At 43.7% G+C, this 18,080-nt stretch carries 15 protein-coding genes; 9 read left to right on the forward strand and 6 right to left on the reverse strand.

The genetic code is table 11. The features are described from left to right. Window positions 1-1,158 carry a cofactor-independent phosphoglycerate mutase gene (locus KSK55_RS04135; protein ID WP_218608292.1) on the forward strand — a complete coding sequence of 386 codons (1,158 nt, stop codon included), beginning with the start codon at window positions 1-3 and terminating at the stop codon, window positions 1,156-1,158. On the opposite strand, the gene KSK55_RS04140 is transcribed toward KSK55_RS04135, so the two are convergent. Further along, a complete protein-coding gene (locus KSK55_RS04140; RefSeq protein ID WP_256664173.1) occupies window positions 1,153-2,055 on the reverse strand; it encodes a DUF368 domain-containing protein in 903 nt (300 codons plus the stop codon). The genes KSK55_RS04135 and KSK55_RS04140 overlap by 6 nt on opposite strands. Before the next feature lie 175 nt (window positions 2,056-2,230). On the opposite strand from KSK55_RS04140, the gene KSK55_RS04145 reads away from it, so the two are divergent. Both KSK55_RS04145 and mch read left to right on the forward strand, forming a co-directional pair. Then, the gene (locus KSK55_RS04145) at window positions 2,231-3,355 is read left to right on the forward strand and encodes an ORC1-type DNA replication protein (RefSeq protein WP_218608293.1); all 1,125 of its coding nucleotides are present in this window, start codon (window positions 2,231-2,233) and stop codon (window positions 3,353-3,355) included. Window positions 3,356-3,444: 89 nt separating this feature from the next. Next, a complete protein-coding gene (gene mch, locus KSK55_RS04150; protein ID WP_214418937.1) occupies window positions 3,445-4,392 on the forward strand; it encodes a methenyltetrahydromethanopterin cyclohydrolase in 948 nt (315 codons plus the stop codon). Between the two features lie 49 nt (window positions 4,393-4,441). On the opposite strand, the gene KSK55_RS04155 is transcribed toward mch, so the two are convergent. Further along, complete coding sequence (locus KSK55_RS04155; RefSeq protein WP_214418938.1) at window positions 4,442-4,633, reverse strand: DUF1858 domain-containing protein; 192 nt, start codon at window positions 4,631-4,633, stop codon at window positions 4,442-4,444. Between the two features lie 137 nt (window positions 4,634-4,770). Between KSK55_RS04155 and KSK55_RS04160 the strand changes: the two genes are divergently transcribed. Together KSK55_RS04160 and KSK55_RS04165 are read left to right on the forward strand one after the other, a co-directional pair. Next, a complete protein-coding gene (locus KSK55_RS04160) occupies window positions 4,771-5,493 on the forward strand; it encodes a sugar phosphate isomerase/epimerase family protein (protein ID WP_214418939.1) in 723 nt (240 codons plus the stop codon). Between the two features lie 19 nt (window positions 5,494-5,512). Beyond that, on the forward strand, window positions 5,513-6,310 hold the full coding sequence (locus tag KSK55_RS04165; RefSeq protein ID WP_218608294.1) for an exodeoxyribonuclease III: 798 nt from the start codon (window positions 5,513-5,515) through the stop codon (window positions 6,308-6,310). A 35-nt stretch (window positions 6,311-6,345) separates the two neighbouring features. Here the strand turns inward: KSK55_RS04165 and KSK55_RS04170 are convergent, their stop codons facing one another. From KSK55_RS04170 to rqcH, 3 genes are all read right to left on the reverse strand, one after another. Further along, the gene (locus KSK55_RS04170; RefSeq protein ID WP_218608295.1) at window positions 6,346-8,469 is read right to left on the reverse strand and encodes a PAS domain-containing protein; all 2,124 of its coding nucleotides are present in this window, start codon (window positions 8,467-8,469) and stop codon (window positions 6,346-6,348) included. A 109-nt stretch (window positions 8,470-8,578) separates the two neighbouring features. Then, entirely contained in the window at window positions 8,579-9,604 is a 1,026-nt protein-coding gene (locus KSK55_RS04175) for an mRNA surveillance protein pelota (RefSeq protein ID WP_218608296.1), read from the reverse strand. Beyond that, window positions 9,601-11,484, reverse strand: a complete 1,884-nt coding sequence (gene rqcH, locus KSK55_RS04180; RefSeq protein WP_218608297.1) for a ribosome rescue protein RqcH — start codon at window positions 11,482-11,484, stop codon at window positions 9,601-9,603. Before rqcH ends, KSK55_RS04175 begins: the two co-directional genes overlap by 4 nt. Window positions 11,485-11,539: 55 nt before the next feature. On the opposite strand from rqcH, the gene KSK55_RS04185 reads away from it, so the two are divergent. The 4 genes from KSK55_RS04185 (at window position 11,540) to KSK55_RS04200 (ending at window position 17,335) form a co-directional block, all read left to right on the forward strand. Further along, window positions 11,540-11,908: an EMC6-like membrane protein gene (locus tag KSK55_RS04185; protein ID WP_214418944.1), complete on the forward strand. Its 369-nt coding sequence runs from the start codon at window positions 11,540-11,542 to the stop codon at window positions 11,906-11,908. Window positions 11,909-11,914: 6 nt separating this feature from the next. Beyond that, window positions 11,915-13,681, forward strand: a complete 1,767-nt coding sequence (locus KSK55_RS04190; RefSeq protein ID WP_218608298.1) for a ribosome biogenesis/translation initiation ATPase RLI — start codon at window positions 11,915-11,917, stop codon at window positions 13,679-13,681. 88 nt (window positions 13,682-13,769) lie between these two features. Next, window positions 13,770-16,205, forward strand: coding sequence for an IPT/TIG domain-containing protein (locus KSK55_RS04195; RefSeq protein ID WP_218608299.1), 2,436 nt, complete (start codon window positions 13,770-13,772; stop codon window positions 16,203-16,205). 107 nt (window positions 16,206-16,312) lie between these two features. Next, a complete protein-coding gene (locus KSK55_RS04200) occupies window positions 16,313-17,335 on the forward strand; it encodes an alpha/beta fold hydrolase (protein WP_218608300.1) in 1,023 nt (340 codons plus the stop codon). 144 nt (window positions 17,336-17,479) lie between these two features. On the opposite strand, the gene KSK55_RS04205 is transcribed toward KSK55_RS04200, so the two are convergent. Continuing rightward, on the reverse strand, window positions 17,480-18,079 hold the full coding sequence (locus tag KSK55_RS04205) for a hypothetical protein (RefSeq protein WP_218608301.1): 600 nt from the start codon (window positions 18,077-18,079) through the stop codon (window positions 17,480-17,482). Between the last annotated feature and the right edge of the window lies 1 nt (window position 18,080).

The raw sequence follows: 18,080 nt of genomic DNA on the forward strand, positions 1-18,080 counted from the left end.
ATGTCAGAAAAATATTGCATCATCTTAGGGGACGGTATGGCTGATGAGCCACTTGCGGAACTCTCCGGAATGACACCATTAGAAGCAGCACATACCCCCAACATGGATTATATTGCCAGGGAAGGTTCCATGGGTCTTTTAAAGACTGTGCCAGAAGGCTACTCTCCAGGAAGCGACATTGCAAATCTTTCTGTCCTTGGATATGATCCAGTATCCTGCTATACCGGACGAGGGGCACTTGAAGCGGCAAGTATGGGTATTACATTAGGTGATGAGGATGTGGCATACCGGTGTAACCTGGTAACCATTCGAAATGGAATCATCGAGGATTTTAACGCAGGACATATATCCAGTGAAGAGGGAGCTGCCCTCCTTACGAGTTTAAATAAGCATCTGACTGGAATGATCTGTTATCCAGGGATTAGTTACCGAAACCTCCTTGTGCTTCCCGGCGGAAAAGGGTGTGAATCTACCGCCCCCCATGATGTAACCGGTCAGCAGGCAGAGTTATATCTGCCAAAAGGTTCTGATGCAGAAAAACTCTTAAAGGCAATGGAGATCAGTAGAGAAATCTTTGCAGATCACCCGGTGAACCGCGACCGTATAAGGAGAGGGAAAAACCCTGCTACCTCAATATGGCCCTGGTCTGGTGGAAAACGTCCGGCAATACAACCATTTTCGGAGATCTTTGGCCTGAAAGGAGGCATCATTTCTGCTGTTGATCTCCTGAACGGGATTGGAACCTATGCGAAGATGGAGATCATAAAGGTTCCTGGTGCAACCGGTTTTATTGATACTGATTATCAAGCAAAAGCACGGTACGCCATTGAGGCATTAAAACATCTTGACTTTCTCTTCATCCATGTCGAAGCACCAGATGAAGCAGGACATATGGGAAGCATTGAAGAGAAGGTAAAAGCAATTGAACGGGTAGATGAGATGATTGGAACAATCATGAGCCAGTTTACCGGACGAATCGCAGTCCTGCCTGACCATCCGACGCCTATAAGAATTAAAACACACACCGCAGATCCGGTGCCATTTGCGATACTTGGAAAAGAGAAAGATACGACAACCAGATTTTCAGAAAAAGAGGGACAGAAAGGAAAATACGGCCTTCTTCCAGGCACATCTCTTATTCCTCTCCTTATCTCATAATTTTTCTATACTTCGTTTATTCATATAAGTCTGAGTATATTGGAACAGGCCAACAACCAGAATACCCAGAATGACACTCACCATGAGATCGATCCCGATTGGTGTTGTTTCTGTTGCCCGATCAAAGAGAAGTTTGGATGATCCCAGCATAAGACCAGTCAGGATCGCAACGATCAGGTCATGATAATACTTCAGCAGATATTTAAGAAGCCGGGTAAAGGTCAGAATCCCCAGTACTCCTCCAATGAGATACGCTCCGATATCAGGCAAAGAGAGGGTTTTGATGGCATTGAGCAGATATTCATACTGGTTCATAATGAGAGTGATGTATGCTCCGGAGATTCCGGGGAGAATCATCGCACAAAGGGCGATAAATCCGGTAAGGAACAGAATAGGGTACGAATGCCCCAGGGATGAGGGATTAAGCATGACAATACCAAGCCCGAGGACAATACCAATAATAAGAAAGATAAAACTGCCCGGATAACGGCGGGGAAGTGGAGCAAACAACAGGACTGATGATGCAAGAATAAGACCAAAGAAAAAACCGTTTGTCTGAACCGGATACTCATGAAGCAGCCAGAGCATTACCCGTGATGCCAGCAGAAATGCTGATCCAATGCCACAGGCAAGAACAATAAGAAACACAATATCCATTTGTTCCAATTTTGATCTGAAGGAAGGCAGATCCCACCTGATAAGATCAATGATAATGTTGGGAGAAATATTTGCTATTCCTGCGATAAGACGTCCATATATTCCGGTGATGAAAGCGACTGTGCCACCAGATACTCCTGGTATAATGTCACAGATTCCCATCAGGATGCCTTTCACCAGTACCGGAAGATACTCAGTTAGAAATGTTCTGATCTGCATGCGTGTCTGAATAGGTTTCATTCTCCTGCTATTTGCACATAGTGAGGTCATAAGGAAAGACATCATCCAGGACCTGAATCCAATCATCCGATAAAAACATCTAAACCATGACCGGAACGAAATCTTTTTGTCTACATCCCTTGATCTATGAAGTGCAACTGATATCAGGAAGATATCAGATGAATGGGAAGAATGGATGACCCTGAAAAATATGCTGATGTGGGATGAGACTCTTTTTCGGGATCCTGATATTTTTGAAATTGACTACATTCCGGATCAGTTCAATTACCGTGAAAACCAGTTACGGGAACTTGCTTTTCTTCTAAAACCCGGCCTTAAAGGTTCACGTCCATTGAATGCAATAATTAAGGGAACTCCGGGTACTGGAAAAACAACATCGGTAAAAAAGATCTTTGCAGAAATTGGTGAGATTAAGTCAAAAATGCTCACAGTTCATATCAACTGCCAGATAGAGAATTCCAGGTTCATGATATTATCCCAGATATACCGGCAGATAGCTGGCCATAACCCTTCTGCAGCAGGCAACTCATATAAGCGGGTTTTTGAATCAATCGCAGAGACTCTCCTTGAAGAGGATCGGGTTCTCCTTATCGCTCTTGATGACGCTAATTACCTTCTGTTTGAAAATGAACTCAATAATGTCTTATACCTGCTTTTACGTGCACATGAAACATATCCGGGAACCCGGATAGGAGTCATGGTCATTATATCAGACATGGACGTGGACCTCTCCAGAGAACTGGACATCAGAGTTACCTCAGTGTTTTCTCCAACAGAAGTGTACTTTCCTCCCTATTCTGTTCAGGAGACATTCCAGATATTAAAGGAACGTGTACAACAGGGATTGTATCCAGGAGTTCTATCAGACAGCCTGCTCGATCTTGTCGTTGATCATACTCTCCGGTCAGGGGATATGCGGGTGGGCATAGACATGATCAAACGGGCTACTCTGAATGCTGAAAAAGAAGCAAAAAGAGAGATTAGTCATGAGCATATTCAAGAAGCATATAAAATCTCACGGTTTCTTCACCTCAAATATTCAATCCAGGCACTGCGCCGCGAAGAGAAAGATGTCCTGCGAATCTTAGTTGAATTATCACGTAATGATGAACAGCTTACTTCCGGGAAAGTATATACTGTAATCAAGAAGAAACTCAAACTCGGATACACGGCATATTATGAAGCATTGAGAAAATTAGACAGTCTTCGGCTTTTAAACTTACAGTTTCGTGATGGTCGGGGCAGGACACGACTTATTAATCTTCGGTATGACCCGGATAAAATCCTGCAATATCTATAAAACATCTATAAAAGTCAGTTGAACTCAAAAAACGAAGAGTTCAATACCGCTGCATCAGAGATGTATTGGTACTCCACGGGGGTTCGAACATGATTAGCGTTAATGAACTAGCACTTGAGATATTCGATAATCTTGCTAACTATTCTGAAGATTTTAATGTCGCGTACCATGAACTTGACAATGGTGCGAAAATTGTAGATTGTGGTGTTTCTGTTCCTGGTGGCTATGCAGCAGGTCGTGCATTCACTGAGATCTGTATGGGGGGTCTTGGTGAAGTAAACTTTAGAATGGGTCAGATCAAGCATGTCCCCATGCCGTTTGTTGAGGTTTCAACAGACTATCCGGCAATCTCATGTCTTGGAGCACAAAAAGCAGGTTGGACCGTAAAAGCTGGTAACTACTTTGCAATGGGATCTGGCCCGGCACGTGCCCTTGCTTTAAAACCAAAGCATACCTATGAAGTTATCGAGTATGAAGATGAGAGCGATGATGCAGTAATTGCACTTGAATCAGACCATCTCCCAAATGGCGAAGTGATGGAAAAGATAGCAAAAGACTGTGGCATCGATGTTGAAAATCTCTGTGCAGTTGTTGCACCGACAGCATCACTTGTTGGCTCTATTCAGGTTTGTGGACGGTGTGTTGAGACAGCAGTATACAAACTGAACGAACTGGGATTTGACACCCGGAAGATTACCGCGGCAATGGGTACTGCACCAATTCCACCAGTGAAGGCAGATGCAACCAAAGCCATGGGAACAACCAATGACGCTACTATCTATCATGGTCAGATCAACCTGACTATGAAGGCCCCTGAAATTGTTGACTTCCTTGACAAAATACCAAGCAACAAGTCAAAAGGATATGGTAAGCCCTTTTACGAAATTTTCAAGGAAGCAAACTTTGACTTTTACCAGATCGACACGTCTCTCTTCTCCCCGGCAGAAGTTACCATTAATGAACTGACCGAAGGAAAGGTATACCACGTCGGTGAAGTAAACCCGGATGTAACCTTAAAATCATTCGGCTTTATCTAAATTTTTTCTTTTTTCCTGCATCGAATTGAAAGCAGAAATGTAAAAAAAGTTATGCGGAGATTTCAAGAGCACCTAACAGCTCTTCGAGTGGAATCCCGTGAGCTGCTGCTGCCTCTGCGACAGTCTCTCCTCTGCTGATAGCACACCCGACACAGCCCATTCCAAAACGGGCAAATATTGCTGCTGCATCAGGTTTTTCCTGCAGTACTTCGAGAATTGTAGAATCTTTGGACAATGCCATATAGTATATGGTACGAAAGGTTACGAATAAAAGTATAGCGATCCCATCCGGAATCAATTCGAAATCAATTATTATAAAAAGACCCCTTCCATATATAAGAGGAACAGATACCTGGCACAAGTCCGTCTGATGATACCATGCTCTGGATTTCAACCACCTGTATGCGGGAAACCCCGCTCGATATCGCTCTTGAAAGCCTGGGATCCCTGACCAGGGGAGTTGAGATAGTTGACGAAGGACTACACCGGATTCCGGCAGTAAGCCTACTCGAATCATTCCCTTATAAGTATATGATCCGTCTTCCACAACGGGAGATTAACCCGGCCAGTATTCTTGAACCGGTTCGTCAGGCATCGGTAGCCGTCATTACCGAACGGTTTGAACTGGCATCAGAAATCGGCGCAGAAGTGGTGGTAGATCCAGGATTTGTATCATCAAAATCAGATCTTTCTCATGCAAAACGGCAACTGGCACGATCCTGTGTAGATATAATCCATGCTGCGGATGAATTTGGAATCAGGTTTTTATTCAGAAACATGGGTAAAAAAGAGGGAAACATGGTTCGATATCCGGAGGATATCAATCTTATTACCCAGATACCTCTTGCTCTCGATATTGGTCACGCCCATGTGAATGGCTGTCTGCCAAAATTCTTACATGAAGCCGCCAGCAGATGTTATTACTTGTACGACTGCAGAGAGTTTTCAGAAGAACATATGGAGATTGGGAGAGGCACGATCCATTTTGATCAGGTAGCCGCGAGTATGTTTGCCAATGGAGCCCGTGGAATCATCGATGCTCCCACCTTCAGAGCAGCACATAATAGTCTTATCGCCCTTCGAAGATTTGGGATCGGATAACTGAAAACATAATAGTGCTATGAAAGAATACCGGCTATTTTCATGGAATGTAAATGGAATACGGGCAGTTAGTGGAAAAGAAGTACTTCCTGGTGTTCTGTTTCATGATTTTTTGAAAACTGAAAAACCAGACATTCTCTGTCTTCAGGAGACAAAGGTAGATTCACATACCATACCATCTGACCTGACCAGAATACCAGGGTACTTTTTTTACCTGAATCCGGCAGAGCGGAAAGGTTATAGCGGTGTTGCCATGTATTCCCGGATTGAACCTGAATCAGTTGAATATGGAGGTCTTGGCAAAGAATTTGATACTGAAGGGAGACTCATCACGGCACGATTTCCTGAGTTTACCATCATGAATGTCTATTTTCCGAACGGGGGAGCATCTGATGAACGGCTTGCATTTAAACTCAGGTTTTATGATTCATTTCTAGAAAAGATAATAAAAATGAGTGCTGCAGGAGAACGAATCATATTTTGTGGTGATGTCAATACTGCCCATACCCCGATTGATCTTGCAAGACCAAAAGAGAATGAACAGGTGTCAGGATTCATGCCAATAGAACGGGAATGGATTGACAGGGTTATACAAGCTGGTTTTTTTGACAGTTTAAGACTCTTTTCAGAGGAAAAGGACCAATACAGCTGGTGGGATTACAAAACACGGGCACGGACGAGAAATGTTGGCTGGAGAATAGATTACTTCTTTATCAATGAAGCCATGAAATCATTTATCACCGGTGCCGGAATCAGACAGGATATAATGGGTTCTGATCACTGCCCGGTTACCCTGACTGCTGCATTTCCTGAATAAGGTCTTTTGAATCCAATTTTTTTTTCGAAAGTCGATCATTCATTCTCTAACAACCCATAATGACGACGGAGGAAATCCCTGATACTTTCAGATTCAATCCATCCCCGATCTAATTGATCCACGATCTTATTGACATGGTTAATTTGATCAGCTATCTTTTCTGCATATGCACCAGACTGAAGATCATTATATCCGGCAATCACCTGCAACGGGTTTCTGATGTGATCACCAAGAATTGCAAACTGCTCGATGTATTTTTCTATCGCTACAAGTGCTTTCTTTTTTGCCTCTTCATTCGCCCGCATTTCACTAATATCTGAAACAATCCCAACGGTTTTGATCTGCTGGAAATTTGCGTTATAAAGAGCAACTGCCTTAATTATCCAGGTCTGATAAAGGCCGTTCCGATGTTTAATCCGAAGTTCTTCAGTGATTGGATCTCCGGTGAGAACATGATTGATAAAGGATCTCTTGATTCTATTGACGTCATCTTCGTGAATAAGGGTTGCCCAGCCGGTCAGGGAACTAACAAGACCTGATGATTCAAGGCCAAGCCATCGTTCAATATCACCAAACCACAATATCCGGTCGGATTTCTGATCATATTCAAAGATGAGATCAGTTGCAATCTGTGAAGCTATCTTAAACCGTTCCTCACTGATTCGAATAGCATCTTCAGCAGCCTTCTGGGTGGAAAAATCTTCAAATGTCTCAATTGCACCAATTGTTTCTCCTTGTTCATTCACTAGCCTGGCAGCTGTGCTTCGGATCCATTTCCCACCTTCACCGATATGGGGGTAAAAATCAATCACTTCATATGCTCCCGGAACGGTAGGAGATGGAGAATATAACCCCTCAAATGAATTTTCTAAAAGAACATCGACATCTTCTCCGACCATAAGATCACAGAGCATCCGGCGTTCACCGGCAGGATAGAGAAGGTTGCCATGAGACTGAGTACCAATGAGATCTTCAACTTCCCGTTCAAAGAGCATTGCAAGTGCCTGATTAACTGACAGAACATGTAAGGCAGGATCGACAACGATCGTCGCAAGAGGAAGACCACCAAGTACCATCCGAAGGTATTCTTCGCGTTCTCTTATCTGTTGCAGGTAATTTTCACGGGCAGTTATATCATGGATTACTCCTGCAATCCGGGTGATAGTATTGGTATCATCATTCACCGGTGTCAGTGAGACCTCGTAATGGCTGGAATCAGAATCAGAAGTCGCATCCAGATGCAGAATTACCGGGTTTTTTTCTCGCACGACCTTGAGAATAGCATTTTTAATTTTTTCTGTAGTATCACTATTGAAAATGGGATTACCAGAGACTGACATCTCCATTCCTTCACGAAACCCGGTCAATTCCCTACAGGCTTTATTGACCTCAATGACCGTACCTCTGGTATCTGAAAGAAACACCCCTTCCGGTATCGCATCTATAAGAGTGTTCATGACGATCTTTCCGGTAGCCAGTTCATGAGCCATCCATTTCTCTTCTGACAAGTCAGTGAGTGTCAGAATGAGATCTTCTCCTTTCGAATAACCAGTTAATAAAACCGGGACAGGATACCCGTCTTTTCGTTTTAAAAGAAGCTCCATTGACGAATCGACATTGTCATGAGTAATACATCGAGTAAAGTATTCGATCAGTTCTTCATGTTTTTTTGCATACTCAAATATTGAAGTTCCATTAAGGGGCTCATCTTTTCGGTCCAGAACATGGATTGCATACGGATTTGCATATAATATCGTCCCTTCCCTGTCAGTTACAATAACCCCCGTGTCGATAACAGAAAGAAGACGACGGTAACTATCTTCCCTGGAATGAAGAGTAATTGACAGATAAGTTACCACGCATCCGATTAAAATTATAATAAGCGCCCGTATGAGAAAATCCGGGTCAGTAATAATCCATTGCTGGTAGAGGGCCTCAAGACCAAGATAGGCAGCAACAATACCGATTGTAAATAATACTCCGATTTTAGGAAATCTCCAACAGGCAAGAATTACAGGAATATAAAAGAGGTGTGAGATGACCGTATGAATATCATGTGAAATAGCAAGCCAGCTGATAAAAAAAGTCACACCGGTTACTATGAGGATGAACGCTATCCAACGCTCCTGATCATGTGCATCGGTCACCAGACGCCGCATATGAATATATATGATAATCGGAAATAAACATCAACCGGTTTATTCAAAAAAGATATGGGTACCTATTTTTAAAAAACCTATCAATAAACTAGTTTAATTAAGAAAAAGATTACTTTATTGCATATCTGAGCAAAGCAGCGACACCACCAAGACCGGTCAGTCGATCACCTGGTTCAAACCTGGATGAGAAGATCACTACTTCTGATCGCATCTCCTCTGCCTGTTTGATAATCGTCGCAGCACGTGGTTCATGAAGAAGCGTATCGACAACCAAAAGAGTCTGAACTGCACCAAGGGAAATTGCCTCTCCCACTTCCTCAATGCCATATGCAACCGGCTCATCCTTTCCAATCCGGCGCATCAACTCATCAAGACATGTAACTTCTCTTGCAAGTTGTAGATCTCCACTCAGTTTTTCTAAAATACCCTGACCGATTACTTCCTGAACTGCTCGTCTTCCCCCTGTTCGTGTATCACCAATGACGAGTGGGGCTGTACGTGACGGATTTTGTCGCTTGAACTTCGCAACAATCTCTTCTTTTACAAAACCCGGACCAGCGATTACAAGCGGGCTTGTAAGGGTAGAAACCTGAGAAACGACTGTATTGGCAAATTCTTCCCTGCAACTCACTTCAGCCGTCTTCCCACTTCCAGCGGCAAGTGTCCAGACCAGTTTTGGTCCATAACTCTGTATCCGGTAGAGTTCTGCCTCTCCTTCTTCCACAACTAGAATGTGAATAGATTCTGCAGTTGAGCCTTTGACTGCCCGGTCAACTCGCTCAAGATCACTCCCGGTCCATGACTTCAATACAGAAATCTCATAACCAGGTTCAAGATTGAGTGTATGGTGGGCGCCAATATCAACTCCTGACTCAATTATCCCAAAAACCCGGAGCCGTATTGAATACTCGTGAAATTCAACATCCTGGACACGGATACCCAGTCTGACCGGACGCTTTTCCTGTTTTTCCGGCCGTATCTTATCCTGTGAACCTTCAACACTCCGTAGAGTGGTTGCATATACAAGACACCCGGGTGTGATGAGGTGATGTAAATGCCAGAGATCATCAATGTTCTCTGGGAAAAGCTGGATTTCTCCAAATGAACGCTGAAGTTCTCCAATCTCTGCTTTCATCCTTCCACCAGGTCAGAACCACCGGGAGGCACAAACCCTGCTACCGCCTCTGTATTGAGAGCAAATTTTAATGCTTTCTGATCATCGGCAGATAACCGATCACGAAGAGATCTGACCACTTTTTTCGCAATATCATTCGGTTCAAAGGTACCTGGTCGAAGGGCAACATACAAATCACATATACGGGTGATTGATGATGCCGGTCCACCAATGATTCGTGTTAACGGTGTTTTCTGCAGACCGATGACAACTTCAAGTGGTACATCACGATACCATTGACGCTCTCCCCTGACGACAAATGAACCCCGGGAGAGGTACTCTCCGGATTCTGCGGTCTTGGATACCTGATCTGGCCGGGCAGCATACACATCAGCGGATGCAAACCCTGCTCGCCAGGCTCCAGAATAAACAGCAGCAAATTGTGCTACCTCTTCCATTACATCTGTCTTTCCCTTCACTACAACGACACTGGCTCCATGAACATCTGCATGGACAAATGTATCACCACCTTCCAGATACTTCCGGATAAGTTCCTCATTTTGACCGGCATCCCGACCACCGATAACAAGAACCTGATCTGACGTGTAAAACCATCGAAACCGATCAAACCAACGTTTCTTTGGCCGCTGGTATTGGACCTTTCTGGTTCTGACCTGCTGGACTTCTCGTTCCATTGCAGCCCTTGCTCCAGTCAGTTTTTTCTTAAATTTTTTTACCTGGTCGTAATATCTGCCGGCATTCTGATCAATACTTTCATGAACAAAAATCTTCACCGGCCTTGAAAGATCAAGCTCAACCGCTGCATCTGCTGGAAAAACACGAATAATTTTTTTGCCTGAACCAGTGGTATCTTTTTTCAGGATTTCTTCAATATCCTGCCATGACCGTGACTCAGAGGCTTTTGATAATGTTGTAATAATCTCTGATACAAACCCATAATTCTCATATATTAATGCAGCAAGTTCTTCATTCCGGGTAATATTCTTTTTAAATTTTTCAATTGCCTCTTCCTGCTGATGACGTATCCGGTCTTCCCTCGATACCCGTTTCTTCTCTTCCTGTTTTTTTACCGGAGGGGCAAGGGGGTAAAAAGCTGCAAGGGCAGCATTAAATGAATCAAATGAACCTTCTTCCTCATTCCCAAAGGGGATCGGATGACATCCTGATTTGGAAAGAACCGGGCGTGGATGAGTACGGACTGTATCAAGGAGTGTATGAATCGCATTATAGACAACTGATGCATCAACATCCTTTGCAAGTATATTTTTATCAACACCGGTTGTAGAAACAATATATTCTGCATATCGTCCTCCAAGAAAAGAGCCAACAGCAAGTGATCTGACAATATCCCGATCATCTCCAGCGAGTCGTTCTGCAAACTCTTCTTTCGAAAGTGAACTGACATCCGGTGGCTGGAAAACATAAACTGCACCGGGAAGAACATCACGATCTTTAAACCGCTGCCTGGTCAGGGGCTGGATAATAGACAGATCTTCATTGCAGAGGATAATGTTTCCTTCATCAAATACCTCGATTATTATATGAAAGAGTTGCTCTGATTTTCTGACATCAATAATTATTGTGCGTTGGAGTCCCTGTTGCCTGATATCAGTGATTCTCCCTCCGGCCAGGTACTTACGCAGAAGCATTGCAAATGCAGGAGGGATCTGTGGCATCTCCGGAAGTATTGGAATCATATGAAGTCGTCTTCCGGGTTCGATGAGAAGATTGAATTTTCCCTGCTCTTTACTATTCAGCCTGATGACACAGAGCCGCTTTTCATCCAGGTACACCTTATGAACCCAGAGGGGGAGCAGCCGTGAAATCTCGTCTGTTACTGTGATGAGGTCAAGTCCACTCATCCCCTGTGCAGTAGCCATGATACCAAATTACATATGGCCTCATGACTAAAAAAATAAGACAACTGGTGCCCCAATGACAGAAGAACCGGTCCCGATAATTCCTGAAGAAAAAACGCCTGCACCTCTTCCCGTTGATGAAGCGGCAGAATATACAAAGCGCATTACGCGCACCCTCATTGCCGTAGGTGCCGGGTGCATCGCCGGAATAATTTGTTTTTTTACTGACAAGGCAACAACATCATCAGGGGCAGGAAGCTCTTTTCTATTTCCTATCCTGGTAATGATCGCCTCAATCATCATACAGAAACATATTTTCATGCTGATTCGGATAGATACAACGAAACTAGAGAAGAAAGACTGGTTTTACCAGGGTTTTATTACCTTTGCATTCTGGTACGTCACCTGGACCATTCTGCTCTCCGAAACAACCATTTCTTCCTGAGTGACTATGCGAATAGCCATTGTCCATAAAGATCTCTGTCATTCACGAAAATGTGGTACAGAATGTATTCTGTATTGTCCACGTGTTCGAACCGGAGATGAAACCGTTCTCCTCGATGAACAAGGGAAAGCTGTAATTTCAGAAGAACTCTGTGTTGGATGTGGCATCTGTGTGAAAAAATGCCCATTCGAAGCGATAGATATCATCACCCTGCCAGAAGAACTTGAACATCCGACTCACCGGTATGGACCAAACAGTTTTGTTCTTTATGGTCTGCCTGCTCCAATTGAAGGAAAAGTAACCGGAGTCATCGGCGCGAACGGTATTGGTAAATCCACCTCAATGAAGATCCTGTCCGGACAGATAAGTCCAAACCTTGGAATATTTGATATTGAGGTGAAATGGGAAGAGGTTCTGAAAAAATATACAGGTACTGAACTTTTTGATTATCTTCAAAGACTTTCAAAAGGGACAGTCAAAGCATCAGTAAAGCCACAATATATTGATGTCATCCCAAAAGTCTTTCAGGGAAAGGTCTGGGATCTGTTAAAAACGACTGACGAACGGGGGGCTCTTGACCGGTACCTTGAGATTCTTTCTATTCGTCAGATTCTCGACCAGGATATCAAAAACCTCTCTGGTGGAGAATTACAACGGGTTGCTCTTGCTGCAGCACTTGCACGGGATGCTGATTTTTATTTCCTGGATGAAGTAACACCATATCTTGATATCTACCAGAGAATGGCTGCTGCTTCAGCGATCAGAGAACTTGCGACAGAAAAACCTGTTGTTTTAATCGAACATGATATTGCAATTCTTGATATGCTCGCAGACACGGTTCATATCGCGTATGGAAAACCAGCAGTTTTTGGTATTATTACCAGACCAAAAGGTGTCAGGATTGGTATTAACCAGTACCTTGATGGATTCCTGCCTGAGGAGAATGTCCGGTTCCGTGATTATCAGGTGACATTTGAAGTCCGTGCTCATAAAGATGGCTCTCAGCGGGAACCACTCCTTGTTATACCGGAGATGAAACGGTCTTTTGACCGGTTCTCTCTGACAGTTCAACCAGGAGAAATTTTTGCCGGAGAAGTCATAGGAGTCGTCGGGCAGAATGGTATCGGGAAATCAACATTTGCAAAACTTCTGGCCGGGGTAGAAAAACCTGATTCAGGCTCGATGGAAACGTCGGTCCGCATATCCTACAAACCGCAGTACCTGAAAGGTGACTCATCAGATACTGTCGAATTTTTCCTGCGGCAGATCACACGTAATTTTGATTCTGCTCAGTATCAACATGATATCATTGAAGGACTTACCCTTGGCCCAATCCTACAGCTCGCAGTAAATACGCTCTCTGGAGGAGAACTGCAGCGGGTCGCAATAGCTGCCTGTCTTTCTCAGCCTGCTGACCTGTATGTGCTTGATGAACCCAGTGCCCACCTCGATGTTGAACAACGGGTCAGACTGACCAAAGTATTCAGAAACCAGGTAGAGGGGAGAGATGCTGCCATCCTCGTCATTGACCATGATATTTATGTGATAGATATCATCAGTGAACGGCTGTTAGTCTTTGACGGAGATCCCGGAGTCCATGGTGAAGCAAAAGGACCCTTTGACATGCGGACCGGGATGAATATGTTCCTATCTCAGCTTGGAGTAACATTCAGAAGAGATATGAGCGGCAGACCTCGGATCAATAAGCCAGAGTCATACCTTGACAGAGAACAGAAGAGCAAAGGAGAGTATTATTATCAGGATGTTGAATAATCTACAGATTTAAATCCAATTTCTTTTTTAATAACTAATATATTCTTTTAATAATAACATATCCTTTATGAAATATCGCTCTTTTTTTGTGAATCACAGATGTTTTCTGGTTCTTGTCATATTCTGTATAGGGATCTTTCATGGGGGAACAATAGCAGAATCAACTTTGGTCAATATTACTGATACAAACGATTCGACGCTCAAACTTCTGTCATATGAAGATGGAAAAATTATTGAAGGTCGACTCATTGGTCCAGGATTGCCACCTGAAAACTGGGATCCTAATTCAAACCTAGCGGACATCAATGACGTTTCAGCACAATATTTAGACAAAAATGAGGTTCCGGCACTGTCCTGGTCATATGGATGCAGCCCAACCTCAGCAACCATGTTCTTTGGATATCTGGACAGGAATGGATATCCAAACATGTATACCGGGCCGACAAACGGAGGAGTATTCCCTCTTACGAATGCAGTGTGGGGACCCTCATTTGAGAGACAAGGTCAGTGTCCACTTACCGCTTCCCAGTACGGACTTGACGGGCGAACAACAAAGGGCCATAAGGATGACTACTATCATGCCTACGGCTCAAACATTGACCCGTATTTTGATTCATGGAATGAACATGCCCCACATGATTCTGTTGGGGATTTTATGGGCACCAGTATGTATCATAAATATGGATCAACCGATGGTAGCACGTGGGTTTGGACCAATCCTGAAGGTTTCCCCCTCTATGATTACACATTACATGATGATACCCAACGAGATGGTATGCATGGTATGAAATTATTTGTTGAATCACGAGGTTATTCCGTCGCAAAAGATGGCGAACATTCAATGAATTATAACCAGGTGATCTATGGGTATAACGGGAATACCAATGGTTTTACCTACGACCAGTATAAAGAAGAAATTGACGCAGGATATCCAGTCATAATACAGGTTCGTGGTCATACCATGCTGGGTGTGGGATATACCGGAACCGATCAGATTATCATTCATAATACCTGGGATTACAATAAGCACACCATGACCTGGGGAGGATCCTATGAAGGAATGCAACATTACGCTGTCGGAGTCATTCACCTCAATCCTGCACCGACTCCACAGCCAACTCCGGTTGTTACATCAATAAAACCAGAGTCCGGACAGGCCGGATCTGAGGTTCCCTACACAATAACCGGTACCAACTTCCAACCTATAGCAATCGTCAACCTGACCAAGACCGAAGAGACAAATATTACTTCAGATGCTTCTTTAAACGGTAAAGATCTCATCGGAACTTTAACACTTCCAGCTGATGCCAGTACCGGATTATGGAACGTATCTGTAAATCAGGACGGGCAATATAGTAATGATGATGTATGTTTCACCATAACTGCCCCACCGGTTCCGATCCCTGTTGTGACCGGAATTACGCCTGAATCAGGTCATGCCGGATCTATCGTGAACTATGCTATTACTGGATCCAATTTCATGAATGTTGCATGGGTCAATCTTACAATGGAAGGACAAACCAATATCGCATCATTCGGAACCCTGAAAAATGGAACCCTGACCGGAACATTTTACATACCAGTGAATACCCTCACCGGATCCTGGAATGTATCAGTAAATCAGAACGGACAGTTCAGTAATGATAACATAATATTCACCATTACTCCGGCCCCGGCAGATTACCCGGTCGTACACTCGATAAATCCAAACTCTGGAGAGAAAGGAACAGAAGTTATCTATTCAATAATGGGTGAGCACCTCCTCTATGGTGCAATAATCAACCTAACCCATGAGGGTGAGGAAAATATCACCTCTTTCGGATACATTCCCGGCCCCCCACTCCTCGGATCATTCGAAATACCTCCGGATGTTCTCACTGGACCATGGAATGTATCAGTGAACCAGAACGGACAGTTCAGTAACGATAACATCCAGTTCACCATCATGGACAGCCCGATTCATGTCCCGGTTATCCATAATATTACCCCTAATTCAGGAATGCAGGGTGAATTAACCGATTATCTTCTTCAGGGTGAAAACCTCATGGATGGTGCTCTCATAAACCTCTCACATCCAGAACAGGTAACCATTTCATCAACCGGAAATCTCACCGAAGGAAACCTGACCGGGACCTTAGCAATCCCTGATGATTCACATATCGGACCATGGAATGTGTCGGTGAACCAGAGTGGTCTTCGGAGTAATGACGATGTTCAGTTCATTGTGCTGCCATCCGGACCATTCCCAGTCGTTCGTTCTATTGCCATGTCATTTGCATCACCAGGTAAGGGGAGTGGGTTTGTTGTCTCTGGTGATAACTTTGAGAACGGGGCTATGGTGAACCTTTCACATCCGGGTGAAAAGAATATCACAGCAATTGGTGAGTTCGAGAATGGAACTCTAACTGGAACCTTTAATATTCCGGCATCATGTACACCAGGTCAATGGAATGTGACCGTCAATATAAAGGGAAAATACAGTAATGATAATATCCAGTATCCCATAAAAGGGAAGTCCTGGTAAATTTTATCCTTTTTTGGAAAATTTGAGGATCTGTTCTGGTGAGTGTTTTGTAGTATGATCTGGTCCAACAAGAACCGATAAATAATAACTACGATTGATATCTCACCATGCAAACGACTACCATCAGTATCCTTTTCATTACCATATGCGTCATCTTCATCTATATGTCAGGTTGTATCGATGACAAGAGAGCCCAGGAACCTAATTTGGAAGAATCATCTGAAAAAATAAATATCTCCACCGAAGAGAAGGGATCATCATATATCACAACCAGGGACGGAATACCCCTTCGATATGTCATTTATGGACACGGTTCTCCGGTTGTTTTTGTCCTCGGGTATGGGATGACCATCGATGAATGGCCGCACCAAATGATATCGAATCTCGCACGTAACCATACCGTCATAGTGTACAACCATCGTGGAATTTCAGGAGTCAATAATCCGGAGGTCCCATTTACCATTCCTCAGGGGGCCATGGATCTGCATGATGTTATTACTCAATTCGCAGCAAGCGGTGAACTGTGTAGAGATTCAAATGATGGATTAAATTCTGATAAATTAGTTGTGCTCGAAATGGGAAATTGTTCAGATCTGCCGGTAGATATCGTCGGATACTCAATGGGCGGTATGGTCGCTCTTGAATATGCGAAAACATATCCCGATTCAGTAAAACACCTTGTTCTCATCAGTACCGATTGCGGGGGTCCTGAAAAAGTGCCTGCCAAGGACTGGGTGATTGAAGAGATGAGTCGAACGTATAACACTCCGAAAGAAAATCTTGAACGGGCAGGAAGAATTCTCCTAACTGAGGAATTCCGCACGAGCAACCCGGATCCATACACCTGGTTTGTAGATTATGGGGAAGTTGCCGATCCTGGTGCAGTACAGGAACAGTATGAATCCTTCATCTCATGGAAGGGAGTATATGCAGACCTTCCTACCATCCGAAACAGAACGCTTGTCATCACCGGGGATCAGGATATTGTCATTCCTCCGGAGAATGGAGTGATCATCGCCGATGCCATCCCAAATGCAACACTCATAATCAGACAAGGACAGGGGCATGGGATGATCTTCGTTGAGCCGGTAGAGATTGCAGGAATTATCGGAGAATTTTTGAATAATTAAACGATATTTGTCAGCTAAAGAAGAGAGTACGCACATCTGACATTCTATCTGACCAACTGGACGAAATAAATATCTTCTCCAAATGAAATGAACACTTCAATTGGAAAAACAAAACGGTATATCAAATAATAAAGCACAAAAAAATTACTGTGTTAGAGCAGTTACATTCACATTTTGAACGGTCTGTGAACACGAGCTCTGCACTGGCGTCACAACAGGGGTTGGTGACGGATTGGAAACCTGGGCAACAATAACCGGAACCTGGGTTGAATTATTACCCTGAGTAACAGGTTGCACTGGGGCAGGGGCAGGAACCGCTGATTGTCCGCCAACCGTAAGATTTACCTGAGTGCTGGCTCCTGGCTGATAGGGTGCAGTCTGATCTGCTGGTTGATCATTGATCTTAAAGGAAATTGTTGGAACACCATTTGCAAAATCATTATCTCCAGCCATTACAATAAGACGCTCATCAAAAGTTCCAAGACCGCCAAATTTGCCCGCTTCTACTACTGTGATAGAGCCCTGAAGAGTGCCATTCACATATGCTGAAATAACTGATCCAACCGGAACAGGAGATCCTTGCACCAATGCACTCCCATAAAATTCACATGGAAGTTGTGGTGATGCAGCGAAAACTATTCCACTCATTGCTATACATACACAGGCTGCAAGAAGAGCCGAAATCCAGATAGAATATTTGTTTGTCATCGTATCATAAAATTTCAGGAGGAGGATTTTCTCCACC

Source organism: Methanospirillum hungatei, from assembly GCF_019263745.1.
In the GTDB taxonomy this organism is placed as follows: Archaea; Halobacteriota; Methanomicrobia; order Methanomicrobiales; family Methanospirillaceae; genus Methanospirillum; species Methanospirillum purgamenti.